This is a genomic window from Paraburkholderia sp., assembly GCF_004298475.1.
GTDB lineage: Bacteria > Pseudomonadota > Gammaproteobacteria > Burkholderiales > Burkholderiaceae > Paraburkholderia > Paraburkholderia denitrificans.
The window spans coordinates 154,966-181,683 of sequence record NZ_SCRP01000032.1 but is presented as its reverse complement, the minus strand read 5'-3'; the positions used below and the strand labels follow the sequence as shown (position 1 = coordinate 181,683).

Annotated in this window: 27 protein-coding genes and 1 pseudogene; 5 read left to right on the top strand and 23 right to left on the bottom strand. The window is 67.1% G+C overall.

The window, feature by feature from the left end:
• Nucleotides 1–235: 235 nt before the first annotated feature.
• From flgJ to EPN59_RS16165, 9 genes and pseudogenes are all read right to left on the bottom strand, one after another.
• Complete coding sequence (flgJ, locus tag EPN59_RS16205; RefSeq protein ID WP_293035488.1) at nt 236–1,237, bottom strand: flagellar assembly peptidoglycan hydrolase FlgJ; 1,002 nt, start codon at nt 1,235–1,237, stop codon at nt 236–238.
• Nucleotides 1,238–2,320 (bottom strand): annotated as a pseudogene (locus tag EPN59_RS16200) (flagellar basal body P-ring protein FlgI); the annotation flags it as partial. It abuts the gene before it with no gap.
• 122 nt (nt 2,321–2,442) lie between these two features.
• Nucleotides 2,443–3,111: a flagellar basal body L-ring protein FlgH gene (gene flgH, locus EPN59_RS16195; RefSeq protein WP_293035502.1), complete on the bottom strand. Its 669-nt coding sequence runs from the start codon at nt 3,109–3,111 to the stop codon at nt 2,443–2,445.
• A 44-nt stretch (nt 3,112–3,155) separates the two neighbouring features.
• Nucleotides 3,156–3,944: a flagellar basal-body rod protein FlgG gene (gene flgG, locus EPN59_RS16190; RefSeq protein ID WP_293035484.1), complete on the bottom strand. Its 789-nt coding sequence runs from the start codon at nt 3,942–3,944 to the stop codon at nt 3,156–3,158.
• Nucleotides 3,945–3,990: 46 nt separating this feature from the next.
• On the bottom strand, nt 3,991–4,749 hold the full coding sequence (gene flgF, locus EPN59_RS16185; RefSeq protein ID WP_293035482.1) for a flagellar basal-body rod protein FlgF: 759 nt from the start codon (nt 4,747–4,749) through the stop codon (nt 3,991–3,993).
• A gap of 35 nt (nt 4,750–4,784) precedes the next feature.
• The gene (flgE, locus tag EPN59_RS16180; protein ID WP_293035480.1) at nt 4,785–6,050 is read right to left on the bottom strand and encodes a flagellar hook protein FlgE; all 1,266 of its coding nucleotides are present in this window, start codon (nt 6,048–6,050) and stop codon (nt 4,785–4,787) included.
• Nucleotides 6,051–6,076: 26 nt separating this feature from the next.
• Nucleotides 6,077–6,787, bottom strand: coding sequence for a flagellar hook assembly protein FlgD (locus EPN59_RS16175; protein WP_293035478.1), 711 nt, complete (start codon nt 6,785–6,787; stop codon nt 6,077–6,079).
• Nucleotides 6,788–6,881: 94 nt separating this feature from the next.
• Complete coding sequence (gene flgC, locus EPN59_RS16170) at nt 6,882–7,307, bottom strand: flagellar basal body rod protein FlgC (RefSeq protein ID WP_293035476.1); 426 nt, start codon at nt 7,305–7,307, stop codon at nt 6,882–6,884.
• Nucleotides 7,308–7,488: 181 nt separating this feature from the next.
• Nucleotides 7,489–8,112 (bottom strand): flagellar basal body protein, encoded by a 624-nt coding sequence (locus EPN59_RS16165; protein WP_363928571.1) that lies wholly within the window; start codon nt 8,110–8,112, stop codon nt 7,489–7,491.
• A gap of 203 nt (nt 8,113–8,315) precedes the next feature.
• On the opposite strand from EPN59_RS16165, the gene flgA reads away from it, so the two are divergent.
• The 5 genes from flgA (at nt 8,316) to EPN59_RS16135 (ending at nt 11,407) form a co-directional block, all read left to right on the top strand.
• A complete protein-coding gene (gene flgA / locus EPN59_RS16155) occupies nt 8,316–9,719 on the top strand; it encodes a flagellar basal body P-ring formation chaperone FlgA (protein WP_293035474.1) in 1,404 nt (467 codons plus the stop codon).
• Between the two features lie 99 nt (nt 9,720–9,818).
• The gene (gene flgM / locus EPN59_RS16150) at nt 9,819–10,172 is read left to right on the top strand and encodes a flagellar biosynthesis anti-sigma factor FlgM (protein ID WP_293035472.1); all 354 of its coding nucleotides are present in this window, start codon (nt 9,819–9,821) and stop codon (nt 10,170–10,172) included.
• Between the two features lie 31 nt (nt 10,173–10,203).
• Nucleotides 10,204–10,653, top strand: a complete 450-nt coding sequence (locus tag EPN59_RS16145) for a flagellar protein FlgN (protein WP_293035470.1) — start codon at nt 10,204–10,206, stop codon at nt 10,651–10,653.
• Between the two features lie 140 nt (nt 10,654–10,793).
• Nucleotides 10,794–11,030 carry a type II toxin-antitoxin system Phd/YefM family antitoxin gene (locus EPN59_RS16140; protein WP_293035468.1) on the top strand — a complete coding sequence of 79 codons (237 nt, stop codon included), beginning with the start codon at nt 10,794–10,796 and terminating at the stop codon, nt 11,028–11,030.
• A complete protein-coding gene (locus EPN59_RS16135; RefSeq protein ID WP_293035466.1) occupies nt 11,030–11,407 on the top strand; it encodes a type II toxin-antitoxin system VapC family toxin in 378 nt (125 codons plus the stop codon). The genes EPN59_RS16140 and EPN59_RS16135 overlap by 1 nt, the downstream gene beginning before the upstream one ends.
• Nucleotides 11,408–11,416: 9 nt before the next feature.
• On the opposite strand, the gene EPN59_RS16130 is transcribed toward EPN59_RS16135, so the two are convergent.
• From EPN59_RS16130 to cheW, 14 genes are all read right to left on the bottom strand, one after another.
• Nucleotides 11,417–12,148 carry an RNA polymerase sigma factor FliA gene (locus tag EPN59_RS16130; protein ID WP_293035464.1) on the bottom strand — a complete coding sequence of 244 codons (732 nt, stop codon included), beginning with the start codon at nt 12,146–12,148 and terminating at the stop codon, nt 11,417–11,419.
• 49 nt (nt 12,149–12,197) lie between these two features.
• Entirely contained in the window at nt 12,198–13,166 is a 969-nt protein-coding gene (locus tag EPN59_RS16125) for an AAA family ATPase (RefSeq protein ID WP_293035462.1), read from the bottom strand.
• The gene (gene flhF, locus EPN59_RS16120; RefSeq protein ID WP_293035460.1) at nt 13,159–15,153 is read right to left on the bottom strand and encodes a flagellar biosynthesis protein FlhF; all 1,995 of its coding nucleotides are present in this window, start codon (nt 15,151–15,153) and stop codon (nt 13,159–13,161) included. The genes EPN59_RS16125 and flhF overlap by 8 nt, the downstream gene beginning before the upstream one ends.
• 308 nt (nt 15,154–15,461) lie before the next feature.
• Nucleotides 15,462–15,773 carry a type II toxin-antitoxin system RelE/ParE family toxin gene (locus EPN59_RS16115; protein ID WP_293035458.1) on the bottom strand — a complete coding sequence of 104 codons (312 nt, stop codon included), beginning with the start codon at nt 15,771–15,773 and terminating at the stop codon, nt 15,462–15,464.
• A complete protein-coding gene (locus EPN59_RS16110) occupies nt 15,773–16,024 on the bottom strand; it encodes a type II toxin-antitoxin system prevent-host-death family antitoxin (RefSeq protein ID WP_293035456.1) in 252 nt (83 codons plus the stop codon). Before EPN59_RS16110 ends, EPN59_RS16115 begins: the two co-directional genes overlap by 1 nt.
• 170 nt (nt 16,025–16,194) lie before the next feature.
• Complete coding sequence (gene flhA / locus EPN59_RS16105; RefSeq protein ID WP_293035454.1) at nt 16,195–18,291, bottom strand: flagellar biosynthesis protein FlhA; 2,097 nt, start codon at nt 18,289–18,291, stop codon at nt 16,195–16,197.
• Complete coding sequence (gene flhB / locus EPN59_RS16100) at nt 18,288–19,580, bottom strand: flagellar biosynthesis protein FlhB (RefSeq protein ID WP_293035453.1); 1,293 nt, start codon at nt 19,578–19,580, stop codon at nt 18,288–18,290. Before flhB ends, flhA begins: the two co-directional genes overlap by 4 nt.
• Before the next feature lie 276 nt (nt 19,581–19,856).
• Nucleotides 19,857–20,549, bottom strand: coding sequence for a protein phosphatase CheZ (gene cheZ / locus EPN59_RS16095; RefSeq protein WP_293035500.1), 693 nt, complete (start codon nt 20,547–20,549; stop codon nt 19,857–19,859).
• Between the two features lie 94 nt (nt 20,550–20,643).
• Nucleotides 20,644–21,039 (bottom strand): chemotaxis response regulator CheY, encoded by a 396-nt coding sequence (gene cheY / locus EPN59_RS16090; RefSeq protein WP_293035452.1) that lies wholly within the window; start codon nt 21,037–21,039, stop codon nt 20,644–20,646.
• 122 nt (nt 21,040–21,161) lie between these two features.
• On the bottom strand, nt 21,162–22,259 hold the full coding sequence (locus EPN59_RS16085; RefSeq protein ID WP_293035451.1) for a chemotaxis response regulator protein-glutamate methylesterase: 1,098 nt from the start codon (nt 22,257–22,259) through the stop codon (nt 21,162–21,164).
• Nucleotides 22,260–22,264: 5 nt separating this feature from the next.
• Entirely contained in the window at nt 22,265–23,038 is a 774-nt protein-coding gene (gene cheD / locus EPN59_RS16080) for a chemoreceptor glutamine deamidase CheD (RefSeq protein ID WP_293035450.1), read from the bottom strand.
• Nucleotides 23,035–24,000, bottom strand: coding sequence for a CheR family methyltransferase (locus EPN59_RS16075; RefSeq protein ID WP_293035448.1), 966 nt, complete (start codon nt 23,998–24,000; stop codon nt 23,035–23,037). The genes cheD and EPN59_RS16075 overlap by 4 nt, the downstream gene beginning before the upstream one ends.
• A gap of 160 nt (nt 24,001–24,160) precedes the next feature.
• Entirely contained in the window at nt 24,161–25,975 is a 1,815-nt protein-coding gene (locus EPN59_RS16070) for a methyl-accepting chemotaxis protein (protein WP_293035446.1), read from the bottom strand.
• Between the two features lie 159 nt (nt 25,976–26,134).
• Nucleotides 26,135–26,668, bottom strand: a complete 534-nt coding sequence (gene cheW / locus EPN59_RS16065) for a chemotaxis protein CheW (protein ID WP_293035499.1) — start codon at nt 26,666–26,668, stop codon at nt 26,135–26,137.
• Between the last annotated feature and the right edge of the window lie 50 nt (nt 26,669–26,718).

Genomic DNA, 26,718 nt, shown 5'->3' with positions numbered 1-26,718 from the left:
GCGCGTGAGACGGACCCAGAGCGCGCCATTCGGACGGCATGCGCCGCCCCTTGTACTTACCCATCTCGTCTGCATTAGCGGCAGGATGACGGGAAAATTTAGGGCGCGCCACAAAAAAATCCGGCAAAAGATCCACCTGGCATGGCTTTGCGGCCATCGTGCCGGGATCGTCGCGCAGGCAACGTTTGCGACCGGCCAGGGGTTTTCGCGGGCCCGTTGCCGATGCGAACCGGCCTTAGCTCATCTGCTGCATGACCGAGAGAAGCTTCTCGGCGTAGTGCGGATCGGTCGCATAACCCGCGCGCTGCATGCCGTGCGCGAAACTTTCCGCGCTGTGCGAATTGTTGATGACCGACGCATAACGCGGGTTGCTCTTGAGCAGCGTGGCGTAGTCCGCCATTGCGTCTTCGTACGAGTCGTACGCGCGGAATTTCGCCACCACGCGGTGCGGCTCGCCGTTCACGTATTCGGTCGTGACCGTCGAGACGGTCTTGCCGGTCCAGTCCTTCGACGCCTTGATGCCGAAGACGTTGTGGCTCGCCGAGCCGTCCGCCCGCTTGATCTCGCGCTTGCCCCAGCCCGATTCCAGCGCGGCCTGGCCGATGATGAAGCGCGCCGGGATGCCGGTCGAGGCGCTCGCCTGCTGCGCGGCGTTGGCGAGCTTGTCGACGAACGCGTCGGCCGAGGCGTCGCCGTTGCCGTGCATCGCGGGCATGAGCGCGCTGTTGCCGCCGTAGCTCCGGCCGTTCGCGAGCGCGCCGTTGGCCGCCGCGTTGCCGTACGCGCGGCCGAGCGCGTTGAGCATCGCGAGGTTGCCCGCGCTGCCGTTGGCACCGGAATTTGCGAGACCCGTGAGCGTATTGGCCACGCCGCCCGTGCCCGCACCCTGGCCGCCGTCCGCGCCTAGCGCGGCGCCGCCCATGCTGCGCGTGAGCTGCTTGAGCATCGCGTTCGCGACGCCGATGCCCTTGTTCGACATCTGCTGCGCGAGCTGCTGGTCGAGCATCGACATGAACGTATTACCGTCGCGCGAGTCGAGCGGGCCGTCGTCGGGCGTCGCTTCGCGCATGCTCTTGAGCATCATCTGCGTGAAGACAGCGTCGAACTGCTTGGCCGCCATCTTGACGCCCTGCTGCGGCGCGGCGTTCGCGGCCGCGCGCATCGCATCGAAACCGTGGACGTCGAGCGCGAAGCGGTTGGTGATGTCAAGATTGTTATCGACCTTGGAACTGTCCATTTAGATAATCTCCAGGTCGGCGCGCAGTGCGCCCGCCGCCTTCATCGCCTGCAGGATCGACATCAGGTCCGCCGGTGTCGCGCCGAGCGCGTTGAGCGCCTTGACGACGTCGGCAAGATTGGCGCCCGCCGTCACGAGCTTGAGCGATCCGTTGTCCTGCTTCATCTGGATCTGCGACTGGCGTGCCGCCACCGTGTTGCCGTTCGAGAACGCGCCGGGCTGGCTCACCACGGTCTGCGTATTGATGACGACCGAGAGGTTGCCGTGCGCGACCGCGCAGCTATCGAGCGTCACCATCTGGTTCATCACGATCGAGCCGGTGCGCGCGTTGAGAATCACCTTCGCCGCAGGCTGGGCCGGGCGCACGTTCAGGCTCTGGATCTGCGCGATGAAGCCCACCTGCGCGGACGGATCGGCGGGGCCGCGAACCTGGATCGTGCGTCCGTCGAGCGGCGTGGCCGTGCCCGAGCCGAACATGTTGTTGATGGCCGCCACGATGCGCTGCGTCGTGTCGTAATCCATGTCGTTCACTTCGAGCTGCAGGATGCCGCCTTGCTGCGAGACGGGCGACGGCACCGCGCGCTCCACGATGGCGCCGCCCGCGATGCGGCCCGCCGCGAGCTGGTTCACCTGCACCTTGCTGCCGTTGGCCGACGCGCCCGCGCCGCCCACCGCCACGTTGCCCTGCGCGAGCGCGTACACCTGACCGTCCGCGCCCTTGAGCGGCGTGAGCAGCAGCGTGCCGCCGCGAATGCTCTTCGCGTTCGCGAGCGACGAAACCGTCACGTCGATCGGCTCGCCAGGCCGTGCGAACGGCGGCAGCACCGCCGTCACCATCACGGCGGCGACGTTCTTCAGTTGCATGTTGTTGAGCGTCTGCGACGCCTGGCCGTTCGCACTCGACGTGTTGTTGATCGAGATGCCGAGGTTCGCGAGCATGTTCGCGAGCGTCTGCGTCGTGAACGGCGCCTGGGTGGTCTGGTCGCCGGTGCCGTCGAGGCCCACGACGAGGCCGTAGCCGATCAGCGGGTTGTCGCGCACGCCCTGGAACGACGCGAGATCCTTCACGCGCTCGGCGCGCGCGGGCGTGGCGAGCGTGAAGAGCGCCACGCACGCGAAAAGACAGGAAAGGCAGCCGGCCGCTACGCGCAGCGCGGCGAACAGGTCTTTCGCGCGCGAGCGGCGCGCCTGCTTGATGCGGATCGTCACCATGGCGCGATGTTCAGGAAAAAGCGTTGCAGCCAGCCCATCGTCTCCGCCTCGTCGATCACGCCCTTCGCGGAGTATTCGATGCGCGCATCGGCGACGTCGGTGGAAAGCACGGAGTTGTCGCCGGCAACGGTGTTCGGGTTGACGACGCCGGAGAAGCGCACGAATTCATTGCCCTGGTTGATGAGCATCTGCTTCTCGCCGGACACGACGAGATTGCCGTTGGGCAGCACGTTCGTCACGGTGACGGTGATCACGCCGTTGAACGTGTTCGACGCCTTCGCGCCGCCCGTGGAGTCGAACTGGTTCGCGCCCGTCGCGTCCAGATTCATGCGCGAGAAGACGCCCGGCGCGAAGCCCGCGTTCGGCACGGTGAAGTTGGTGCTGCTGCCGCGCTTCGTGTTGGCGCCCGAGGACTTCTGCGCGTTGATGTTTTCGGCGATCACGATCGTCAGGATGTCGCCGATGTTGCGCGGGCGCTGGTCTTCGAAGAGCGGCCGGCCCGCGTAGCCCGGGTTGAAGATCGAACCCGGCGACGTGTTCACGGGCGGCGGCGGCGGCACCGCCGTCATGGGCTGCTGCGTAATCGGCGGCCGGTTGGGGATGTACGCGCAACCGCCGAGCGCAAGCAGGGCAGCGCCGGCCACGAGGGCCGCCGCGCGCATGCAAAGGTTGATACGTGCCGCCATGCTTTTCACCGTCTTCAGCGTCAAACCTGCATCTGGGTGAGCGTCTGCAACATCTGGTCCGACGTGTTGACGGCCTTGCTGTTGATTTCGTAAGCGCGCTGGGTCTCGATCATGTTCACGAGTTCCTGCACGACGTTCACGTTCGACGATTCGATGTAGCCCTGGTTGAGCGTGCCCGAGCCGTTCAGGCCGGGCGTCGTGATCGTGGGCGCGCCCGACGAAGCCGTTTCCGACACGAGGTTCTCGCCGTTCGACTGCAGGCCGGTCGGGTTGATGAACATCGCCAGCTGCAGCGAGCCGATCGTCGTGCTGGCGCTCGAACCGGCCGTCGTGACCGTGACCACGCCGTCGCTGCCGACGGTGAGCGAGGTCGCGTTCGAGGGCACCGTGATCGCCGGGATCACCTGGTAGCCGCTCGCCGTCACGAGCTGGCCCTGCGAGTTGGTCTGGAACGAGCCGTCGCGCGTGTAGTTGGTCGTGCCGTCCGGCATCTGCACCTGGAAGAAGCCCGCGCCGTTGATCGCGAGGTCCTTCGAGTTGCCGGTCTGCTGCAGGTTGCCCTGCGTGTACAGGCGCTCGGTGGCGATCTGCTGCACGCCGGTGCCGACCTGGCTGCCCGAGGGCAGTTCGGTTTGCTGCGTCGAGTTCGCGCCGGGCTGGCGCAGCGTCTGGTACATCAGGTCTTCGAACACGGCGCGCGAACCCTTGAAGCCGTTGGTGCTCACGTTCGCGAGGTTGTTCGAGATCACGTCCATCTGCGCCTGCTGCGCATTCATGCCGGTAGCGGCGATGTAAAGCGATCGATTCACGGTGTTTTTCTCCCGGTCGGGGCGCGCGGCACGCGGCCCTCAATGCTTAGGTGAACTGGAGCAGCTGGTTGGCGGTCTGTTCGTTCTGGTCGGCGGTCTGCATCAGCTTCGTCTGCATCTGGAACTGGCGCGCGTTGGTGATCATCGAGACCATCGCCGCGACCGGATTGACGTTGCTGCCTTCGATCGATTCCGTCGCGATCTGCACGGTCTGGTCGGCATCGGCCGGGTTGCCGTCGGCCGTGCGGAAGAGACCGTCGTCGCTGCGCGTGAGCGTGCCCGCGGGCGGGTTGACGAACTTGATCTGGTCGATCATCGCAATCGCCATGGGCTGGCTTCCGGGCGCGAGGGCCGAAACCGTGCCGTCCGAGCCGATCGTCACGGCCGAGCCGGGCGGCACCGCGATCGGGCCGCCGCTGCCGATCACCTGCAGGTTGTTGGCGGTCACGAGCTGGCCGTTCGGATCGACGTGCAGATCGCCCGCGCGCGTGTAGGCCTCGTTGCCGTCAGCCGTCTGCACGGCGAAGAAGCCCGAGCCCTGGATCGCGATGTCGAGCGGATTGCCGGTGCGCGAGATCGCGCCGGGCGTCATGTCCGAGCCGGGCGTGGCCGACAGCACGAACGTGCGCGTCGTCTGGTCGTTGACCGACGAGCCGTCGCCGAACGACATCGGCACGTCGCGGAAGTTGGCGAGCTGCGCGCGAAAACCCGTGGTCGAGACGTTCGCCAGGTTGTTCGCCACGACGGCCTGCTGTTCGAGCGCCTGGGTGGCGCCCGTCATTGCGGTGTAGATCAATCGGTCCATGGTTCGCCCGGAGCCTCAAGTGCCTGATGGGTGGCTTACAGCTGAAGCAGCGACTGGTCGACGGCCTGCTGCGTCTTGATCGTCTGCGCGTTCGCCTGGTAGTTGCGCTGCGCGGTGATCAGATCGACGAGCTGGTTCGTGAGGTCGACGTTCGACTGCTCCAGCGCGCCGCCCTGCAGCGAGCCGTGGTTCGTGCTGCCCGGCGCGGAGATCTGCGCGACGCCCGACTGGGTCGTCTGCTCGAACTGGTTGCCGCCGAGGTTCACGAGCCCGTTCGGGTTATTGAACGTCGCGAGCACGATCTGGCCGAGCGCCATGGTCTGGCCGTTCGAGTAGTTGCCGGTGATCGTGCCGTCCGCGCCGATCGAGAAGTTCGAGAGCGTGCCGCTCGTGTAACCGTTCTGCGAAAGGAAGTTCACGCCGCTCGCGCCGCCGTACTGGGTCGTGCCCTTGAAGTCGATGGTGAGGGTTTGCGGATTGGCGGCGCCGTCGGTCGGCGTCGTGGTGAACGTGAAGGAGCCCGCGCCGTTCGTCGCGGTCGCGAGCGAGACCGGCGCGAGCGCGGCGGCTCCGGTGCCGAGCGTCGAGCCCGAGATCTGACCCGACGAGTTGAACGCGATCTGGCCGAGGTCCGTCGTCTTGCCGTTCGACGTCACGTAGGCTTCGGCCTGCCCGACGGCGCTCTGCACGAAGTACATGTTGACCTGCTCCGAGCCGCCGAGCGTGTCGTAGGCCGTGATCGCAGTCGAGTAGCTGTAGCTGTTCGAATCGGCCGGGTTGAACGTCGTGACGGTCGGCGCCTTGGTCTGCGCATTCAGGTTCAGCTGCGCCTTGATGTTCGACGTCGCCAGCGGCGCGATGTTGGTGGTCGGCACCTGCAGCGGCACCGTCTGGGCCGTGTTGATGATGCCGGTCGAGCCCGCCGCGTAGCCCATCAGATCGTTGCCCGCGGCATCGACGATAAAGCCGTTCTTGTTGAGGTTGAACACGCCGTTGCGCGAGTACGTGATCGAGCCGTTGTTCGACATCTGGTAGAAACCGTTGCCGTTGATCGCGACGTCGAGCGCCTGGCCCGTCGTGTTGATCGTGCCCTGCGAGAACGACTGCTCAACCTCCGCCAGCGACGCGCCGAGACCGATCTGCATGTTGACCGAGGTCGCGATCGAGTTCGCATAGACGTCCGCGAACTGCGCCGTGCTCGACTTGAAGCCCACGGTGTTCGCATTGGCGATGTTGTTGCCGACCACGTCGAGATCGTTCGACGCCGCGGCGAGACCGCTCAGACCTTGCTGGTAACCCATGTTTTCTGCTCCGCGTTATGTCTTGATCAGAGGATGCCGGCCACGCTCGTGAGCGGGACAGTCTTGCCGTTGGCGAGCGACACGCTCGGGGTGCCGTCCGCCTGCTGCATCACGGCCTGGACCTGGCTCGCGACGAGCGCGGTGGCCGTGCCCTGGTTGCCGTTGATCGTGGAGGTCGCGGTGATGTTGTAAGTGCCGTCCGCGAGCGTGTTGCCCGACGCGTCCGCCGCCTTCCACGTGACCGGGACGGTGCCTGCCGCCTGCGGCCCGAGGTCGATCGAGCCGACGATCTTGCCCGACGCGTCGCTGACCGTGATCTTCACATCCGAGGCCGCCGCGGGCACCGAGACGCCGAGTTGCGGCACCGTGCCGCCCGACACCGTCACAGTGTTGCTCGGAGCGAGCACCGACGAGCCGATCAGCAGTGCAGCCTGGGCGTTCTGGCCTGCGGAAAGCTGCGTCGAGAGCGACGAGAGCGACGTATTGAGCTGGCTGATGCCCGACACCGTGTTGATCTGGGCAAGCTGCGAGGTCATCTGCGAGCTGTCCATCGGATTGGTCGGATCCTGGTTCTTCAGCTGGGCGACGAGCAGTTGCAGGAACGTGGTCTGCAGGTTGCTTGCGCTCGTGCTGCTCGAAGCCGAACTGGCCGAACTGGCGCTCGTGCCGTTCATCGTGTCGAGCAGTTGCGGCGACACGGTGGCGGAAGAGCCGCCGATAGTGGTGCTGGAGGTCAACGTGTTCTCCTCGGATGCGTTTCTGGTGCCGTTGCGCAGGGGTCGGCGCGGGGTGTGGCTTAACGTTTGCCTGAGCGGGCGAAAAAAACGCCGCTCAGGTGCCGATCGTCAGTGTCTTGAGCATCAATGCCTTGGCGGTGTTCAGCGTCTCCACGTTGGCCTGGTACGAGCGCGACGCCGAGATCATGTTCACCATTTCCTGGACCGGATCGACGTTCGGCATGGTCACGTAGCCGTCGGCGTTCGCTGCCGGGTTGCTCGGGTCGTAGGTCTCTTTCATCGGCGTCGGGTCGTCGACCACGCCCGTCACCTTCACGCCGCCCACCTGCTGGCCCGACGCCGTGCGCGAGCCGCCGAGCGGATCGACCGCGAACACCACCTGCTTGGCCTTGTACGGCTTGCCGTCCGGGCCGGTGGTGGAGCCGGCGTTGGCAAGATTGGACGCCGTCACGTTCAGGCGCTGCGACTCGGCCGTCATGGCGGAGCCCGCAACGCTGAAGATGTTCATCAGGGATGGCATGGTTTCATTGACCTCACGGAATACGTATTCCTGTCGCGCTGTCTGCTGCGCTACCTGCTGCGCCGTCTGTGGCGCTGCCGGCTGCGCTGTCTGCTCGTTACTGCCCGCTGGTTACCGCCTTGCTGCCGTTCTTTGCTGTCCTGCTGCTGCCCGACACACCGGGCGCCTCATGTCGAACCCGTTAGCTCGAACCCGACGTGATCGCCGAAAGCATCGTCTTGATCTGTTGCGAGAGCACGGTCATGCCCGATTCGAAGTGCAGCGCGTTGTCGGCGAACTGCACGCGCTCGGTGTCGAGATCGACCGTGTTGCCGTCGAGCGCGGGCTGCGTCGGGTTGCGGTACATCACCGGGCTCGCGTACTGCTCGGTCGGCCCGCCCGTCGGGATCAGCTTCGCGTTGCCCGCCATGTGGCCGGACTCCGTGGACGCCATCGTCATCCCGCTCGTCACGCCCGCGGGCTGCGACATCGCCAGCGGCACGCCGTTGCTGCCGCCCATGCCCGCCGTGCCCGCTCCACCCGAAATGCCCGAGCCGTTCGACGTGCCCGCGAGACCCACGCTGCCCATCGAGCCCGTGGCAGTCGCCATGCCGGCCGTGCCTGCCATCCCCGAAGCACCCGCAGCGCCGGCCGCGCCTGCGCGCCGCAGCGCGCCCGAGAGCGACGCCGAAAAATCCACGTCGCGCGCGAGGTAGCCTGGCGTATCGGCGTTCGCGATGTTCGCGGACAGCAGCGCCTGGCGGGTGGCGCGCACGTCGAGCGCTTCGCGGCCGAACGCGAATTCGGCGTCGAGTTTGTCCAGCATCGTGCGTTCTCCGTTACACGAAATGAGAGGCGGCAGGCGTGCGCGCAATGCGCAGACCTTTTCGCATGGAGTGGAATCTTAGGGGCGGGTGGCAAGAACCAATCGGACGAATAGCCGGGGAAGCGCCCCTCTATTCGACGCGAACATGCGGGGCAGGCCGCCTAGAATGCGATGCGTGTCAATGCATTAGATGGAGAACGACGATGCCGCAGACTGCCTCCGCCCGCGCGCCCGGTAACGGCGCGCAGCGTCGCCTGCGCGGCGTGTGCGGCATGTGTGGCCTGCGCGGCGTACGTGGCGCGCGCTTTGCGGTGCGTCTCCTTGCGCTGTGCTGCGCGCTTGCTGGCGGCGGCAGTGGCGGCGCGCTCGCGCAGACGCCGGGCGGCCAGATCTATATTGCGGGCCCGGGCGAGCGCGGCGGCGCCGATGCCGCGCAAATGGGCGCAATGCTCGATGCACCGGGGCGCGGCAGCGCGGCGTCCAACCCGAGCGCGCCTGCGGCGAGCGTGTATGCGCCTGCTTATGCGCCTGCTTATGCGCCCGCCGCCGCCCGCGAGAACGCCGTGCCCCCCGGCATGATCGCGATTCCCGGTCCGGGCGAGCGCCAGGCGGCGCAAGCGCCGGGCGAAGCGCCCAACATCGTCACGATTCCCGCGCCCGGCACACCGGCGACGCCTGCCGTCGCCGCGCGCCGCGCCGTACCGCCGCTCCCACCGCTGCCGCCGCTGCCGCGCGTGAACGTCGGCACGGCGTCGAGCCGCGTGGCGCCGGTCGTGGTCGACGCATCGGCCAGCGAGGGTGCAGCGAACACCACGGCAAACGCTGCCGCAAGCGCCACCCGCAGCCCGGCCAACGGCGCGGCGGAGATCAACGCAGCCAACGCGCGCGCGAACGCCATACAGCGCTACGCAGCCGCCGCGCTCGCTCAAAAAGGCGCGAACGCCAACGCCGTGAACAACGCCCAGGCCGCGCCGGTTCCGCCCGGCCAGGAGGACGGCGAGGTGATCCGCGCCGCCGCGCTCAAGTTCCTTCAGCAACAATCGGTCGGCCTGCCGGGCCGCATCACGGTCACCGTCGCGCCGGTCTTCCCGCGCGGCCTCGCCGCCTGCACGCAGCTCGAACCGTTCATGCCGCCCGGCGCGCGCACGTGGGGCCGAACGACCGTGGGCGTGCGCTGCATCGGCGAGAAGCCGTGGACGCTGTTCGTCAGCGCGCGCGTGGCCGTCGCCATCACCTATTACACGGCCGCGCACCAGATCGAGCCCAGCCAGGTGCTGACCGTCGCCGATCTCGTGCCGCGCGAGGGCGATCTCGCGTCGCTGCCGCGCACCGTCATCACCGATCCGTCACAGGCCACGGGCGCGCTCGCGCTCCTGCGCATCTCGGCGGGCCTGCCGCTGCGCACCGACATGCTGCGCAGCGCGCAGTCGGTGACCATCGGACAGACCGTGAGAGTGATCGCCGAGGGCGCCAACTTCACGATCTCCGCCGAAGGCAGCGCGCTCAACAACGCCGCGCCCGGCCAGCAGGTGCGCGTGCGCACGGCCGGCGGCCAGATCATCACGGGCGTCGCGAAAGACGCGGGCACGGTGCAGGTCCAGATATGATCGTTTGCGCACGTAACAGCATGTAACGGTTGAGGTTTTGGGCTAAAGTTTCGGCCTTCGCCTGCCGATATCAGGATCAAATCGATCAGGAAGCCCATCGTGAAAGTCGACTCCACCACCCGCAACAGCGCACGTTCGCTGCAAAACGGCCTCGCGCGCGCGCAGCAGCAAGGCGAATCCGCGAGCACCGCAAATGCAGGCAGCACCGGCAGCGCAAGCACGGGCGCGCGTGCGCAGAGCAGCGCCGGCAGCGACGCGAACGTGAGCCTTTCGGCGATGTCGTCGACCCTGCGTTCGCTCCCCGCGAGCGGCGCGGCCGACATCGACGTGGCGCACGTCGAGTCGATCAAGGACGCGATCCGCAACGGCACCCTGCAAATCGACACGGGCAAGATCGCGGACGGCGTGCTGGAAACCGCGCGCAATCTGCTTTCGGCGCGGACGGCGAACTGAACGCGCCGCCGCAACTGATTTTTTCTCGACCATGAAAGACGCCCTGCTAGCCACGCTGATCGACGAACACGCCGCGGTCGAGGCGTTCGCCTCGCTGCTCGCAGTCGAACAGAAAGCGCTCACCAGCGTGGACGGCATAGACACGCTGCCGCAGATCGTCGAGCAGAAGACGGTGCTCACGCAGCGTCTCGCGGGCCTCGAAAAGGTCCGCGACGCCGAGCTTGCCGGACTCGGGCTGCCGGGGGGCCGCAAAGGCATCGAGATGGCGTGCGAAAACGACACGCGGCTTGCGGGCCAATGGGCGCTGCTGAAGAGTTCGACCGAGCGCGCGCGCCGCGCGAACATCACGGTCGGCATGATGATTCAGACGCGCATGGAACATAACCGCCGCTCGATCGCGATCCTGCGCGGCGATACCGGCGGCAAGAGCACGCAGATGCTGTACGGCCCGGATGGCCGGATGCCGTCGTTCGGATACTGAGCCGCCCCCGGATTCTGCTCAGGATTTCCGCAGCACATCACGCGCCCCGGTTGAGCCCCGGTTGAGCCCCGGTTGATCGCCGGACCAAGGTGGACTAGCATGGCCAAACCTGGTCCGGTTTAGTCCACATGGGGCACATCATGCATATGGTCAATATCCACGAGGCGAAAACCAACTTCTCGCGCCTCGTCGACGCAGCGGCTGCTGGCGAAGAGATTGTGATTGCCAAGGCAGGCAAGCCTGCGGCGCGTCTTGTTCCCATCCAGCCGGTCAAGCCGCAACGGCGCTTCGGCGGCCTGAAACACAAGGTACGGATCGCAGAAGACTTCGACGCGCCCCTGCCCGACGACGTGCTGGCTTCGTTCGAGGGACGTTAATGCGGCTGCTTCTGGATACGCACGTTTACCTGTGGTCTGTCCTTGACGACCCCAAGCTGTCCCAGGCCGCTCGCAAGCTCATCCTGGACGCCGACGAGGTCTTCGTCAGCGCCGCGACAATCTGGGAAGCGTCGATCAAAGTCGGCCTGGGGAAACTCGACGCCGACATAAACGAACTTGTCGCGGAGATTTCGGCCGCCGGTTTTGCGGAACTGCCGGTGCGCGCCGCGCATGCTGCGATGGTGCGGAATCTGCCCGACATTCATCGCGACCCGTTCGACCGGCTTCTCGTTGCACAGGCCATGACGGAGCCGTTGCGGCTCGTAACCGCAGACCGGCAGATCGCCAGATACACGGATCTCGTTATCGAGATCTAAGCGCCCCCCCTAATTCTCCGTCCCCGCCCACGCCATTTCGCGCAGCCGCGTGCGCAGCCGTGCGACCGCCTGGCTGTGCAGCTGGCATACGCGCGATTCGCTCACCTCCAGCACCGCGCCGATCTCGCGCAGGTTCATGCCGCGCTCGTAATAGAGCGACATCAGCAGCTTCTCGCGCTCGGGCAGGCGCTCGATCGCCTCGATCAGCGCGCCGCGCAGGCTGTCGTCGAGGAGGGCCGAAAGCGGGTCCGTGTGATCGACGCAGTAACGGTCGAGAAACGGCTCGTCTTCGGAGGAGCGGTCGAAATCCTCGTAGTAGATGAGCTGGCTGCCGTGCAGGTCCTGCAGCATCGACTGATATTCGTCGAGCGGCATGTTCAGATGACCGGCGATCTCCGTCTCGCTCGCGGCGCGGCCAAGGCGCTGCTCGACCTGGTGCACGGCGGATTCGACTTCGCGCGACGTGCGGCGCAGGCTGCGCGGCAGCCAGTCGTTGCTGCGCAGTTCATCGAGCATCGCGCCGCGAATGCGCTGGCTCGCGTAGGTCTCGAACTGCGCGCCCTGGTCTTCCTTGTAGCGGTTGGCCGCATCGAGCAGGCCGATCATGCCGGCCTGGATCAGATCGTCGAGGTCGACACTGGCGGGCATCTTGGCCACGAGCTGCAGTCCGAGGCGCCGCACGAGCGGCGCGTATTTCGCCAGCACGTCGGCCTGCGCGATTTTTCCTTGAGCGTTGTACATCGTGCTCTCCTGCTTCTCGTATCCCTTGCAAGGTCTCTCGGCGCCCGCGTCACGCGTGCTGCGTCGAGGGCCGCGGCGCGGGCGGGTCGGCCCGCCAGCCCTGCTGGGCCGGCGCGCGCTCGGATGAAACACCTGCAACGGCGGAATCGAATGCGTCGTCGTCCACTGCGCGCGCGAGGCGCGGCTCGCCCGGTTCGCCCGACGCGCCCGACAACTGCGCGTGCGACGACAGCGCGGGGCGCATCGGCCAGTTCTGCAGTTCGGCGGCAAGGCGGCGGTAGTCGCGCGCGGCGGCCGTCGACGGAAAGGCGTCGACGATGCAGCGCTCGAGCTGCACCGCGCGATGCATGTGCGGCTCGGCGGTAATGGGGCCCGCGACTTCCAGCGAGACGTTCAGGTAGCGGCTCGCGACGCCTGCGAGGTTTTCGAGTACGGCCTCGGCGTCGGCTGCGCTCGATACGTGCGTCGCCAGCACGCGGAACTGCCTGATCGCATGCGCGAAATGCAGGCGCTTCAGGCACGCGTAGGTATCGGTGATCGACTGCGCGGCGAGGCGCATCACGATCAGCACGTCATGCGCGTGCATGGCGAGCGGCGACAAGGCGCCATCGGCGTCCAGCTCGGCGTCGATCAGCACGAAGTCGGCGGGCCCGGCCACCAGTTCGCGCAACTGCGCGGCGGTGTAATGCGCGCGGTTTTCGCGCGAGGCCACCAGCACGCCGAAGCCGAGCGCATGGTGCCCCACGGCCTCGGCGAGCGACGTCTCGCCGCGCATGAACGCGGCGAACTTGCCCGTGCCGCGCACGGCGCCGAGCGTCGCGCACACCGACTGCGGGCCGAGGCATTCGTCGATCACGAGCACGTCTTTGCCGAGCGCGGTGAGCGCGGCGGCGAGATTGACCACGGTGGTCGTGCGACCCGCCGCGCCAGGGCCGCCCGTCACGGCGATCACGCGCGAACCCTCGCGCGCGAGCAGCCGCCGCAGCCCTTCGGCCTGGTCAACGGCGAACTTATCCAAACCGGACCTCGGGTGCCTGCGACCCCGTGCGTATCGACAGCGCCGAGAGCAGCGCCGGGATGTCGTCCTCGTGCGGAACGAACGGCGAATGCTCGCGCGGCACGCAGAATGCACTGCGGATCAGGAAGCGGCGCGTGGCCACATAAAGGTTCTCGGGCACTTTCTGGCCCGTCGAAACGTAATGCACCGGCAGCTTGTAGCGCAGCACCGTATCGAGCGCGCCGCCCAGGTTGGTCGCCTCGTCGAGCTTCGTGAGGATGCAGCCCGTGAGCGGCGCCCGGTCGGGCTCGCTCTGGTAGGCCTGCACGACTTCGTTGAGCGTGTCGCCGTGGTTGGTCGCCGAAAGCAGCAAGAGGCGCTGCACCGGACGGCCCGCGCCGCACAGCATGGCGATCTGGTCGGCCACGGCGCGGTCGCGCTGGCTCATGCCGATCGTGTCGATCAGCACGATGTGCTTGTTCTTCAGTTCGTTCAGCGCGAGGTGCAGATCCGCGCCGTCGCGCACCGCGTGCACCGAAACGCCGAGGATCTTGCCGAAAATGCGCAGTTGCTCGTGGCCGCCGATCCGGTAGCTGTCGGTCGTGAGGAGCGCCACGCGGCTCGCGCCGAAACGCATCACGCAGCGCGCCGCGACCTTGGCGGTCGTGGTCGTCTTGCCGACGCCCGTCGGGCCCATCAGCGCGAACACGCCGCCGCGCTCCATGAGCGCCTCTTCGTTTTCGAGGACCGGCAGGTTCGATTCGAGCACCGACTGGATCCACTCCATGCCGGCCGCTTCGGTTTCGACGGCGGGCAGGCGGTCGATCACCATCTTCACGAGCTGCGCCGAGAAACCGGCGGCGAACATCTGCTTCGTGAGCACGCCCTGCAGCGGGCTGCGGCGCTGGCGCTCGCCCCACACGAGGCCCGCGAACTGCTCTTCCATCATCCCGCGGATCGACGCGAGCTCGCTCATCACGGTCTCGTTGACCACCTGCTCGATGCGCGAGCGAATCGCTTCGCTCACGGTATGTGCGGGTTGCGGTGCGGCGTTGCCCGCGTTGCCCGCGTCGGCCGCCGGGCCGGCCGCTTCGGGGCCGTAGCCAAGACGCTGCGCGGCGCGGCGCGCGGCGACGTCGGCGGCTTCGCGCGCCCAGCCGGGCGTCGTGGCGTCGACATCGGGCGGCAGCACGGGATCGGCGGGCATGCCGAGGCCTTTGGCCGTCGCCGCCGACGGCGAAAGGCCCGCGGCGCGCGCGGCTTCCTGCTGGCTCGCGATACGGCGCGCGTGGTCGATGAGCCAGGGGTTCGATTCGGCCATCGTCGGATGGCGCTCGCCGGTGAGCGCATCGCCGTACGCGTGCGTGGCCGCCTGTTCGAGCATCGCGGCGGCTTCGTGCGGCGCAAGCGGATTCGACGCGTGGCGCGGCGTGAGCGGCGGCAGCATCGCCGACTGCGTGGCGCTGTTCATCGGCTTGCGGACGGGGGTTTTCGCGTTCCTGTTTGCACCGCTGTTTGCACCACCGTTTCCACCGACGTTTCCACCACCGTTACCCGGCGCGGACGCGTTGCGTGCCGCGTTCGGCCGCACCGAATCTAGCGCGACGGAAACGTCGGCGTCGGCGTTGCCGTCGGCATCGCCCGAATCGTCCGCGGCGCGCGCCATGTCGGAGAAGGCAAGCGCCGCGCCCTGCTGGGCACCGACTTCCGGGCTCGCGCCGAATACCGACGAGAACACATCGGGCATGCCGCTCGCGTAGGGGTTGGCGCCGCCCGCCGTGCGCGCGGACCTCGGCGCGCCTGATGCGGCAGAAGCGGCGGCGGAAGCTGCTGCGGAAGCATCGGCGGGCGTGATCGCCGCGAGATCGCGATCCGCCAGCGCGACGATTTCAACCGTGCCGTCATCGAGGGTGCGATTCGACAGCACGACCGCGTCTGCGCCGAGCGCTTCGCGCACGAGTCGCAACGCGTCGCGGCTGTTGCCGCCGATGAATTTCCGAATGTTCAAGCTGAACCCCCGATGAGGTGAGCGGCACGCACGCCGCCGTCATGTGCTGCTGTTCCAGCGCACCAACGTTGCCGTGGCGCCGCACTGGGACTTTTTCCGATGATTGAATTATTTCGAAGGCAGCCGCGCCATGATCGGTGGATCAAAACGGGGAAACACGGGCAATTCGGGCAATGGCGGGATGCCGCCAGGGTGGCCGGGAGGGCGGGAGTCCGGCGGGCGGCGTGGGGGGACGCGCGCTTCACGGCGCGCACGGCGCGGAGAGCAGTTACGCGCCGCGGCGTAACGTCCCAGGTCTGGCGGGCGATTCAGGAAAGGCGCAGCCCTTCCTCCCAGGCGGCAGCCGCAGCTTCGTAGATGCCGCCATCGCGGCGGCCGACCACGAGCACGACAATGTCCGGCGGATTTGCTTCGTCACGAACGAGATAGACCAGCCGGTAACCGACGCCGCGCAGCTTGATTTTGTAGCAATCGACGAGCGGAGCCCGCAGTTCAGCGCCCGGCACGCGCGGTATCTCCAGCCGCTTTTTCAGAGCCGTCTTGAATTGCGCCTTGACCGAACCGTCGAGTTCCGCCCAGTCCTTGAGCGCCTCGGGCACGAACCGCAGGTCGTGCGCCATCAGAGGTCGTCAAGGTTGACTTTGACCGCGCGGCCTACCGACTTCAGGCGCGACTCCACCAGCGTCGAAAGCTGGCGCTCGTCATACAGTTCGGCCATTTGAGCCATCAGTTCCGGCGAGACCGTGTAAAAGGCAGGCCGGTTATGGTTGAGCACGGCGACCGGCTGGCCCTGGGCTTCTTCGACCACCTTCCCGGGGTTTTGCTTGAACTCCGAGATGCTGACCGTCAGCAGGCTGTGGATATGTTCCATGTGCGATCCCAAAATAGGGCTAAATTTCGACCTATTTTACGCTGACCCAGGCTTCCGTACTGCGCCTCGATGAAAAAATGCCGCCTCCATCGGAAGCGGCATCGTGTTGAATCATTGCCGACCGAAGCGGCCCGTTTCGCTCCGTGCGGTTCCACCCGCAGCGCCCACGATCAAGCCCCGATCACATTCACGACCTTCACGTTGCGCGTATCGGGCACCTCGGCATACGAGAGCACCTTCAACTGCGGCAGGCTGCGGCGCAGGAAGCGCGAGAGCATCGGCCGCAGCGCGTGCTGCACGAGCAGCACCGGCGCGAGGCCCATGCCCTGCTGGCGCGCCATCGCGTTTTCCGTATGCGTGAGCAGCGTATGCGCGAGGCCCGGTTCGAGCCCCGGGTTCGGCCCGGACGTCAGCGTCTGCGAGAGCACGCGTTCGAGGTTCGCGTCGAGGCCCATGACCTGCATGTCGCCGGTGCCCGGGAACCATTGCTGGGTGATCGCGCGGCCCAGCGAGATGCGCACCGCCGCCGTGAGGTCGTGCGGGTCCGTGATGCGCGACGCGTGCTCGGCGAGCGACTCCATGATCGTGCGCATGTCGCGGATCGGCACGCCTTCTTCCAGCAGGTACTGCAGCACTTTCTGCAGCGTCGTGACCGGCAGCAGCTTCGGCACCAGATCCTCGACCAGCGCGGGCGTGTCCTTCTGCACCCGCTCGACCAGCGCCTGCACCTCGCGGCGTCCGAGCAGCTCGGAGGCGTGCATGACGACGAGGTGGTTCAGGTGCGTCGCGACCACCGTGCTCGAATCGACAACGGTGTAGCCGAACACCTGCGCCTGCTCGCGCATGTTCGTGTCGATCCAGATCGCGGGCAGGCCGAACGCCGGATCGGTGGTCGGCGTGCCGGGCAGCACCGCGCTCACCTGGCCGGGGTTGATCGCGAGCCACTGGCCCGGATACGCCTCGCCCGAGCCCACTTCGACGCCCTTGAGCGTGATGCGATAGGCGTTCGGGCGCAGTTCCAGGTTGTCGCGGATATGAATGACCGGCGGCAGATAGCCGATTTCCTGCGCGAACTTCTTGCGGATGCTCTTGATGCGCTTGAGCAGTTCGCCGTCGGTGTTCTTGTCGACGAGCGGAATCAGGCGGTAGCCCACTTCGAGGCCGAGCGTATCGATGAGCGCGACGTCGTCCCAGCTTGCCTCGGTGGTCTCGATGGGCGCCATCGCGGTCGGCACGGCGTCGGCGATCACCGCGCTCGCCTTCTTCGCTTCGGCGTTCTTCTTCAGCACGCGGCCAAGCTGGATCGCGCCGCCGCCGAGCAGCAAAAACGCGAAGTGCGGCATGCCCGGAATCAGGCCCATCATGCCCATGATCGTGCCGGTGATCATCAGCACGCGCGGGTTCGTGAAGAGCTGGCCGGTGAGCTGGGTGCCGATGTCCTCGTTGGTCGCCACGCGCGAGACGATCACGCCCGCGGCCGTCGAGATCACGAGCGACGGGATCTGCGCGACGAGGCCGTCACCGATGGTGAGCAGCGTGTAGGTCTTGCCCGCCGCCGCGAATTCCATGCCGTGCTGCACGACGCCGACAATCAGCCCGCCCAGGATGTTGATCACCATGATGAGCAGGCCCGCAACCGCGTCGCCGCGCACGAACTTGCTCGCACCGTCCATCGAACCGTAGAACTCGGCTTCCTGGGCGATCTCGGCGCGGCGCTTGCGCGCGGCTTCCTCGTTGATGAGGCCGGCGTTCAGGTCGGCGTCGATCGCCATCTGCTTGCCGGGCATCGCATCGAGCGTGAAGCGCGCGGACACTTCGGCGATACGGCCCGCGCCCTTCGTGATCACCATGAAGTTGATGACCATAAGAATCACGAACACGACGATACCGACGGCAAAATTGCCGCCCACGAGGAAATGGCCGAACGACTCGATCACCTTGCCCGCCGCGTCCGGGCCGGTGTGGCCTTCGAGCAGCACGATACGCGTGGACGCCACGTTCAGCGACAGCCGCAGCAGCGTGGAGAACAGCAGCACGCTCGGGAACGCGGCGAAGTCGAGCGGCTTCATCGTGTACATGCTGACGAGCAGCACCATCACCGACAACGCGATGTTGAACGTGAACAGCAGATCCAGCAGGAACGGCGGCAACGGCAGGATCATCATGCCGAGGATCATGCAGATGAGGATCGGCCCCGCGAGCGCGCGCAGGTTCGTGCCTTGCAGCACGTCCGGGCGGCGCGAGAGAAAACCGGTGCGGGCGTTCATTCAGATGCTCCTTCGTTGCCGCGGCGCGGTTTCGTCGCGCCGCCACTGCTGGTCTGGCCGTTCGCCGGCTGGCCCGGGCCGGGCGCGTCGCGGGCCTCTTCGTCCGTCTCGTCGTTGGCCTCGTCGTTGGCCTCTTCGTCGGCCTCGGCGTCGCTCACGGGGCCCTTGTCGAGTTCGGCCGGCACATCGAGATCGGTTGGCTCCATCGGCACGTCGCCGCCGTGCTCGCGAAAACGTTTGAGCTGGTAAACCCACGCGAGCACCTGTGCGACCGCGCCGTACAGCGGGTCCGGAATCTCGCGGTTCAGCTCCACGTTGTGATAGAGCGCGCGGGCGAGCGGCGGCGCTTCGAGGAGCGGCACATTGTGCTCCGCGGCGATTTCGCGGATCCGCGCCGCCACGAGGTTCACGCCCTTGGCAATCACTTTCGGCGCGCGCATCTCGCCGTCCGTGTACTGCAGCGCGACCGCGAAGTGCGTCGGGTTGGTCACCACCACGTCGGCTTTGGGCACCTGCGCCATCATCCGGCGGCGCGCCATCGCGCGCTGCTGCGCGCGGATGCGCCCCTTCACGTGCGGATCGCCTTCGTTCTCGCGGTGCTCGCGCTTGACCTCTTCCTTCGTCATGCGCAGCTTGCGGTAGTAGCTCCAGAGCTGGTAGGGCACGTCGAGCGCGGCGACCACGAACATCCCCGCGACGGTCGTGCCGCTGCAGACGGCGACGAGGCGAAACGCGTCGGCGAGCGCGCGCGGCGCGGGCTGCAGCGCGAGCCCCAGAATCTCTTCGTGCCGCTGCCAGACCGCCATGGTGCCGATCACGCCGACCACGAGCGTCTTCGCGAGCGACATGCCGAGCTGGATCGGGCCGTTCACCGAGAAGATGCGCCCCAGGCCCTCGATCGGGCTCAGGCGGCTGAATTTCGGTTCGAGCGATTTGGTGGAAAAGAGCCAGCCGCCGAGCGCCATCGGCGCGAGCAGGGCGGCGACGCCCGTGAGCGCGAGCACCGGCAGTGTCGCGTAGAGCCCCTCGCGCACGGCCACGGCCGCGCCGCTCAGCATCCGGCTGGTGTCGAACGCGCTCGCGTGGCTGAACGTGAACGCGCCGCGCAGCATGGCCTGCAGATGCCCGCCGATCGCGGTCGAGAGCATCCACGTGCCGTAGAAGCCCGCCGAGAGCAGTGCGAATGTCGACAGCTCCCGCGAACGCGCAACCTGCCCCTCCTCCCGCGCCTTCTGGAGGCGCTTGGGAGTGGCAGATTCGGTTTTTTCGAGGTCGCTGTCCTCAGCCACGCTTGCTCCGGTCGGTGGCGCACGGCCTCGCCTGGCCGCACACGCCCTTTTTCAGTGACAGCAATTATTGCCGTGGCGCACCAGCGCCGATTGCCGGAGTAAGCCGGAGAAACGGGGGTATTTCGGGGAATGGGCCGGACCGGCGCTCGGGCCTGCTCGGGCCGTCCGGCTGCGGCAAGGGCGGCGGCCGGTCTGCCAGACACAGGACGGCGAGTCGGCCGGATAGCAGGCGGCCAGACAGCGAACGCTGCTGGCGCGCCGCCCCGTGCGGGAGGGCTAGAAGCCGAGGCTGGCGAGCAGATCGTCGACCTGCTCCTGATCCTGCACGACGTCGGCCTTGCCTTCGGGGTTGATCTGCGGGCCGTTCAGCAGCGATGCGGGGCTGCCCGTCGGCGATTCGACGAACTGCGCCGCCGTCGCCGCGAACTGCTCGCGCCGCTCCGGCGCGATGTTCTCGACCAGCACGCCGAGCAGTTGCTGCTCGATCAGGTACACGACCTCCATGATCTTCTTGATCACCTGGCCGGTGAGATCCTGGAAGTCCTGCGCGAGCATGATCTCCAGCAGTTGCTGGTTGGTCGCGATGGTGACCTGCGGCACGCCGTCGACGAACGCGCGCGTTTCGTCCATCAGCACGCGCACTTCCTCGCGGCCGATCGGCGCGTCGTACCACGTCGCCCAGCGCTCCGAGAGCGCGCGCGCGTCGCGTTCTAGCTGCTCCTGCAACGGCTTGGCGACCTCGATCGCCGAGAGCACGCGCTCCGCGGCCTGCTCGGTCATGCTGGCGACGTAGCGCAGCCGCTCGCGCGCGTCGGGCACGGCTTCAGCCGCGCGTTCGATGTGCTTGTCGAAGCCGAGTTCGCGCATCGAGTCCCGCAATGTGCGCGTCACGTGGCCGATGCGTGCGAGGATGCGGTCGCCCGCGATCCCGGACAGATCGCCCGGCAGGCTGTCCGCGCCTTCCTGCAGCTCGCTGGGTAGTTCGTTCGGCAGCTCGCTGGGTAGTTCGTTGTGCAGCCCGTTCGGCAGCTCGCCCGCCTGCGCGCTGATGTGCTCGTTCACGTCAGCTCCCCGCTTTCGCCATCTTCTCGAGGATCTTGTTCAGCTTCTCATCGAGCGTCGCCGCCGTGAACGGCTTCACCACGTAGCCGCTCGCGCCGGCCTGCGCCGCCGCGATGATGTTTTCCTTCTTCGATTCCGCCGTCACCATCAGCACCGGCAGGTGCTTGAGGTTCGCATCGGCGCGGATCTCCTTGAGCATCGCGAGACCGTCGAGGTTCGGCATGTTCCAGTCGGAGATCACGAACTCATAGTTGCCGCTGCGCAGGCGTGCGAGACCCGCTGCGCCGTCTTCGGCTTCGTCGACGTTCGAGTAGCCCAGTTCCTTCAGCAGGTTGCGGACAATCCGGCGCATCGTCGGAAAATCGTCCACCACCAGAATCTTCATTCCCTTATCCATCGCAGTTCCATTCCTCAAGGCTTGCCCCGCGCAATTATCCAGACTCGCATGCCACGGGGCCAGTCAAATTAGTTTTTCACCGTTGCGCGCCCACGCCACGCGGCGCGCAATACAGGCGCGCATCATACCCGCTGTACGCGGTCTCCCATCTGCGCGAGGCGCGCCATCACGCGGCGGCTCATGTCCGAAAGCGGCGCGATTTCGTCGGCGGCGCCCGCCGCAATCGCCTCGCGCGGCATGCCGAACACGATACAGCTCGCCTCGTCCTGCGCGAACGTGTACGCACCCGCGCGGCGCATGTCGAGCAGGCCCGCAGCGCCGTCGCGGCCCATGCCCGTGAGGATCACGCCAATCGCGTTCTTGCCCGCGTGCTGCGCCGCCGAGCGGAACAGCACGTCGACCGACGGACGATGCCGGTTCACCGGCGGGTCGTCGGAGAGATGGGCAATGTAGTTCGCGCCGCTGCGCGCGAGCAGCAGGTGCGCGTGGCCCGGCGCGATGTACGCGTGGCCCGGCAGCACGCGCTCGCCGTGCTCGGCTTCCTTCACGCTGATGCGGCACAGGCCGTTCAGGCGCTGCGCGAACGACTTCGTGAAGCCGGGCGGCATGTGCTGCGCGATCAGCACGGCCGGCGCATCGGGCGGCAGCGGCGTGAGCACTTCGCGGATCGCTTCCGTGCCGCCCGTCGATGCGCCGATGATGATCAGCTTCTCGGTACTGAGCAGCGGGTTGTTGATCATCGGCGCGTGGGTCGCAGCCGGGGGCGCGCCCGGCGCGCCCGCATGGGCCGCGGCCGGTGCGGCGTGACGCGCCTGCACGCGTGCGCGCGCGGCGGCGCGCACCTTGTCCGCGAGCTTTTCCGCGTATTCGAGCATGCCGTCGCGAATGCCGACCTTCGGCTTGGTCACGAAATCGACGGCGCCCAGTTCGAGGGCGCGCAGCGTGACTTCGTTGCCGCGCTCGGTCAGCGACGACACCATCACGACCGGCATCGGGCGCAGGCGCATGAGCTTTTCGAGAAAGTCGAGGCCGTCCATGCGCGGCATTTCCACGTCGAGCGTGAGAACGTCCGGGTTGTGCTGCTTGATCAGCTCACGCGCGACGAGCGGGTCGGGTGCGGTGGCGACGACCATCATGTCCGGCTGATCGTTGATGATCTCCGTCATCAGACTACGGATGAGCGCCGAATCGTCGACACAGAGAACCTTGATTTTTTGCACGGTGTTCACGCCTCCTCTACCGTCTTGGCGTTGTTTTGACTGAGTGGCCGCAGCGGCGACGCGCCCGCCGCGCCGAAGAGTTCGACGCGGCTGCGCGTGCCCGCCTGCTGCGGTGAGGCCGGCTGCGGCACGCGGGCTGCGGCCTGGGTGCCCGCGAGTCCGAACAGCTCGACGCGCGCGCGCGCCTGGGCGAGCCTTTCGGCGCGCGCCTCGGGAGTTTGCCGCGCGAGCGCCTGTTCGCGCTCGGCGACGCCCGGATCCTGCGCAAGCCGCAGCTTTTTCACCATCACCTGGCCCGTACGCGGCAAGAACGCGACCTTGCGCGGATGCGGGCCCTGAAGATCCTCGGCAACGATGCGGATGCGTTCGGTTGCGAGATAGCGGCGCACGAACTCGGCGTTGCGGTCGCCGATATTTATCGTCGTCATGCCCGCGAGCACCGCCGCGCCGCCGAACACCTTCGCTTCGAAGCGCTCGCGCCGCCCGCCCGCCTTGATGAGCTCGTTGATGAGCACTTCCATCGCGTAGGCGCCGTAACGCATCGCGTCGGAGGCGGCCTGCGCGACGTCGGCGCCGTCGTCGGGCAGCATGAAATGGTTCATGCCGCCGATCCCCGCCGTGCGATCCTGGATGCACGCGGCCACGCACGAGCCGAGCACCGTCACGAGCACCATGTCCTCGGCGGTCGTATAGAACTCGTTCGGCAACAGCTTCACGCCCTGGCGGTGGAAGTGGTTGTCGTAATAGAGATTGGTCGCGATCGGCAGCGTGGTGCTCATGCAGGCGTTCCGATCGTGTCACCGGCGCGGCGCGCGGCCGACGTGGCGGCGGTAGCCGCGGTCGCCGCAGCGGCTCTGTTCCGCGCCAGCTCGTAGACGGTCTGGCCGCGCAGCCGGAAAGCCTGCGTGACGTAAGTGAAGTTTTCCGAATGACCCGCGAACAGCAGTCCGTCCGGCTTCATCAGCGGCTCGAAGCGCGCGAGCACCCGCGACTGCGTCGGCTTGTCGAAGTAGATCATCACGTTACGGCAGAAAATCGCATCGAAGGGCTGCCGCAAACCGTAGTCCGCGTCGGTGAGATTGAGCTGCTCGAAGCGGATCATCTGGCGCAATTCCGGGCGCACCTTCACGAATCCGTCGTGCGCGCCAGTGCCCTTCAGGAAGAAGCGCTTCAGACGCTCCGCCGAAAGGTGCTTCACCTGGTCGTAGGCATAGACGCCCGCATTGGCCTTCGCGAGCACCTGGGTGTCGAGATCGGTCGCGAGCACGCGCGCGTCGCGCGCCGCGCGCTCGCCGAGCGCCTCGATCAGCGTCATGGCGATCGAATACGGCTCTTCGCCCGTGGAAGCCGCCGAACACCACACCGAAACCGGCTGCGTGCGCCGCTTCACGAACTCCGCGAGGATCGGAAAGTGATGCGCCTCGCGAAAGAACGCCGTGAGGTTCGTGGTGAGCGCATTCGTGAACGCCTCCCACTCCAGCGCATCGTTACCCGATTCGAGCTGGTCGAGATAGTCGCGGAAGCTGTCGAGCCCGAGCGCGCGCAGGCGCCGCGCAAGACGGCTGTACGCCATGTCGCGCTTGTGTTCCGAAAGCGAAATGCCCGCGCGGCGATGGATCAGCGCGCGAATACGCTCGAAGTCCGCCGGGGTGAAATCGAAATCGCGGTTACCCTCGGCTGGCGCCGCGCTCGCGCTCGCGTGCGTGGCGCGATCGTCCCGCCTTGAACGCAGATCGCTCATTGTCGTGCGCTCCCGCCGGATCTGGCCGCACGGCCGGCCGCGCGCGCGGCGGTTTGCAGAGCGCCATGCGAGCCGCGCCGTGCGGCCGTTTCGTCAACGGCAGCACGGTACGTTTCATCGCAGCCGTGGACACGCGTGTGCATTGCGTAACTCTTCGGATCTAGAACGTTTCCCAGTCGGCGTCCGCTGATGCGGCGCTCACGACCGGCTCGACGCGCGGCGCACCCTTCGGCGCCGGCCGCAGCAGAACCAGATCGGCAGCAGGCTTCGGCGACGCTGCGGGTGCTGCGGGTGCTGCGGATGCCGCCGCGCGCTTCGCGGCGGGCGCGGCCTGCGTGGCGACAGGAGCTGCCGACGCTGCGGACGTTGCTGACGTTGCCGCAGCGGAGCGCGCAGCCGCCGTGCGCGAGCGCGTGGACGCCGCGTCGGTGCGCCAGGTTCCGAGCACGGCCTGCAAATTGCGCGTCTGCTCTTCGAGCGAGGCCGCCGCTGCCGCTGCCTGTTCGACCAGCGCCGCGTTCTGCTGCGTGACCGTATCCATCTGCGTGACGGCGCGGTTCACCTGCTCGATGCCGCCCGCCTGTTCCTCGGAGGCCGAGCTGATCTCGCCCATGATGTCGGTGACGCGCCGCACGGCGAGGAGGATGTCGTCCATCGTCGTGCCCGCGCGGCCCACGAGCTGCGAGCCGCTTTGCACCTTCTGCGCGGAATCGTTGATCAGTTCCTTGATTTCCTTGGCCGCGCTCGCGCTGCGCTGCGCAAGATTGCGCACCTCGCCCGCGACCACCGCGAAGCCGCGGCCCTGCTCACCCGCACGGGCGGCCTCGACCGCCGCGTTGAGCGCCAGAATGTTGGTCTGGAACGCGATGCCCTCGATCACGCTGATGATGTCGACGATCTTCGCCGAGCTGGCCGCGATGTCCTGCATCGTGTGAACCACTTCGCCGACCACTTCGCCGCCGCGCGTCGCGATGTCCGACGCGTTGACCGCAAGCTGGCTCGCCTGGCGTGCGTTTTCGGCGTTCTGCTTCACGGTGCCGGTGAGCTGCTCCATGCTCGATGCGGTTTCCTGCAGCGAGGCCGCCTGCTGCTCGGTGCGCTGCGACAGATCGGTGTTGCCCATCGCGATTTCGCGCGCGCCGATGTCGATCGAACCCGCGCCCGTGTTCACGGCGTCCACGAGCGAGACAAGGCTCTCCTGCATGCGCTTGAGGCCCACGAAGAGGCGGCCGATTTCGTTCGTGCGGTCGACGACGATGGACTTCGAGAGATCGCCTTGCGCGATGCGCTCGCAGCAATCCGCGGCGTCCTGGAGCGGTTGCACGATGATCCCGCGCAGCGCGAAGCGGATCACGAGCACGACGACGAGCGCGACGGCGCACATGACGACGATCAGCGTACGCATGACCGCGATCCGCTCGCGCGCAGCGGCTTCGCGCTGTTGCGCGCCGTTCTGCAGGGCCTGGGCAAGCGGCGCGGCAACATTGTCGTAATCGACGAACATCGGGCTGATCTTCGCGTCCGCGACCGCGTGATAAGCGGCCTGATCGTTCGCGCGCAGCGCCGCCAGCTCGGGCTGCACGCCGTCTTGCAGCAGCGTCGCGCGCTTTTGCGCGAGCGTGTCGGGCGCAGCGGCGTCGATACCGCTCTTCGGCGCGGCCTGGAACGCCTTCCACGCGTCGTTGCCCTTGGCGAGCAGTTCGTCGGCGCGATCGAGCGCCTGCTTCGATTCGTCGGCCTGGTTCGCCACGGCAAGCGCGCTCGCGCGCTCAAGCGAGATGCGCGCGCGCAGCAGGTACGACGAGGCGTCGTTCAGCGAGCGCATCGCGACGACGTCGCCGTGCGCAATCGCGCTGAGCGAGTCGCTCGCGCTACCGAGCGCAAAAAGGCCCAGCGCACCGACGACGAAGGTCAGCAGGATCTGTACGGCGCCGACGCTGGTTAGCGTCGCGCGAATCGACCACTTGTGCAGCATCTCAATGGCTCCTGTGCTGTGCGAAAGGTTCAGTGAGCGTCGCACAAATCGTTGTTTGCAGCGCGCCAAACAAAGGGCAGCTTGCCGCTCTTTTCGGCGGCTTGCTGCTCTTTCGCGCCAGCCCACATCGTGGGCTCCCCCGATACGGATCCGCCGCGCCTACCTGGCGAGCGCCTCGATCAGCGCCATTTCGCGGCTCGTCATCAGCTTTTCGATGTCCATCAGGATCAGCATGCGGCCGTCCACCGTGCCGAGGCCCGTGAGGAATTCGGTGGTGAGCGTCGCGCCGAATTCCGGCGCTGGCATGATCTGGTCCTGCTGCAGCGTGAGCACGTCGGACACGCCGTCCACGACCATGCCGACGACGCGATGCGCGACGTTCAGGATGATGACGACCGTCTGGTGGTCGTATTCGACGCGGCCCAGATGGAACTTGATGCGCATGTCCACGATCGGGACGATGATGCCGCGCAGGTTGATGACGCCCTTGATGAATTCGGGCGCATTGGCGATGCGCGTCACGCTGTCGTAGCCGCGGATCTCCTGCACCTTGAGGATGTCGATGCCGTACTCTTCCGCGCCGAGCGTGAAGACGAGGAATTCCTGACCGCCTGCTTCGGCCTGCTGCGCGTCGCGCCGGTGTGCGAGGGCTCCGCCTGCGCCGTTGCCGCCGTTGCCGCCGTTGCCATTGATGGGTTGGACTTCTGCCACGTTAGCCCCTGAACAGTTTGAATTGGGTTGCG

Coding starts and splice junctions, on each gene's coding strand:
- flgF (WP_293035482.1), bottom strand. CDS start 4,749: ATGGACCGATTGATCTACACCGCAATGACGGGCGCCACCCAGGCGCTC.
- EPN59_RS16135 (WP_293035466.1), top strand. CDS start 11,030: ATGCGGCTGCTTCTGGATACGCACGTTTACCTGTGGTCTGTCCTTGAC.
- flgJ (WP_293035488.1), bottom strand. CDS start 1,237: ATGGACAGTTCCAAGGTCGATAACAATCTTGACATCACCAACCGCTTC.
- EPN59_RS16070 (WP_293035446.1), bottom strand. CDS start 25,975: ATGCTGCACAAGTGGTCGATTCGCGCGACGCTAACCAGCGTCGGCGCC.
- EPN59_RS16140 (WP_293035468.1), top strand. CDS start 10,794: ATGCATATGGTCAATATCCACGAGGCGAAAACCAACTTCTCGCGCCTC.
- EPN59_RS16165 (WP_363928571.1), bottom strand. CDS start 8,112: ATGCTGGACAAACTCGACGCCGAATTCGCGTTCGGCCGCGAAGCGCTC.
- EPN59_RS16075 (WP_293035448.1), bottom strand. CDS start 24,000: ATGAGCGATCTGCGTTCAAGGCGGGACGATCGCGCCACGCACGCGAGC.
- flgE (WP_293035480.1), bottom strand. CDS start 6,050: ATGGGTTACCAGCAAGGTCTGAGCGGTCTCGCCGCGGCGTCGAACGAT.
- EPN59_RS16130 (WP_293035464.1), bottom strand. CDS start 12,148: ATGTACAACGCTCAAGGAAAAATCGCGCAGGCCGACGTGCTGGCGAAA.
- flgC (WP_293035476.1), bottom strand. CDS start 7,307: ATGCCATCCCTGATGAACATCTTCAGCGTTGCGGGCTCCGCCATGACG.
- flgA (WP_293035474.1), top strand. CDS start 8,316: ATGCCGCAGACTGCCTCCGCCCGCGCGCCCGGTAACGGCGCGCAGCGT.
- EPN59_RS16115 (WP_293035458.1), bottom strand. CDS start 15,773: ATGGCGCACGACCTGCGGTTCGTGCCCGAGGCGCTCAAGGACTGGGCG.
- cheD (WP_293035450.1), bottom strand. CDS start 23,038: ATGAGCACCACGCTGCCGATCGCGACCAATCTCTATTACGACAACCAC.
- EPN59_RS16110 (WP_293035456.1), bottom strand. CDS start 16,024: ATGGAACATATCCACAGCCTGCTGACGGTCAGCATCTCGGAGTTCAAG.
- cheY (WP_293035452.1), bottom strand. CDS start 21,039: ATGGATAAGGGAATGAAGATTCTGGTGGTGGACGATTTTCCGACGATG.
- flhA (WP_293035454.1), bottom strand. CDS start 18,291: ATGAACGCCCGCACCGGTTTTCTCTCGCGCCGCCCGGACGTGCTGCAA.
- EPN59_RS16145 (WP_293035470.1), top strand. CDS start 10,204: ATGAAAGACGCCCTGCTAGCCACGCTGATCGACGAACACGCCGCGGTC.
- flgH (WP_293035502.1), bottom strand. CDS start 3,111: ATGCGCGCGGCGGCCCTCGTGGCCGGCGCTGCCCTGCTTGCGCTCGGC.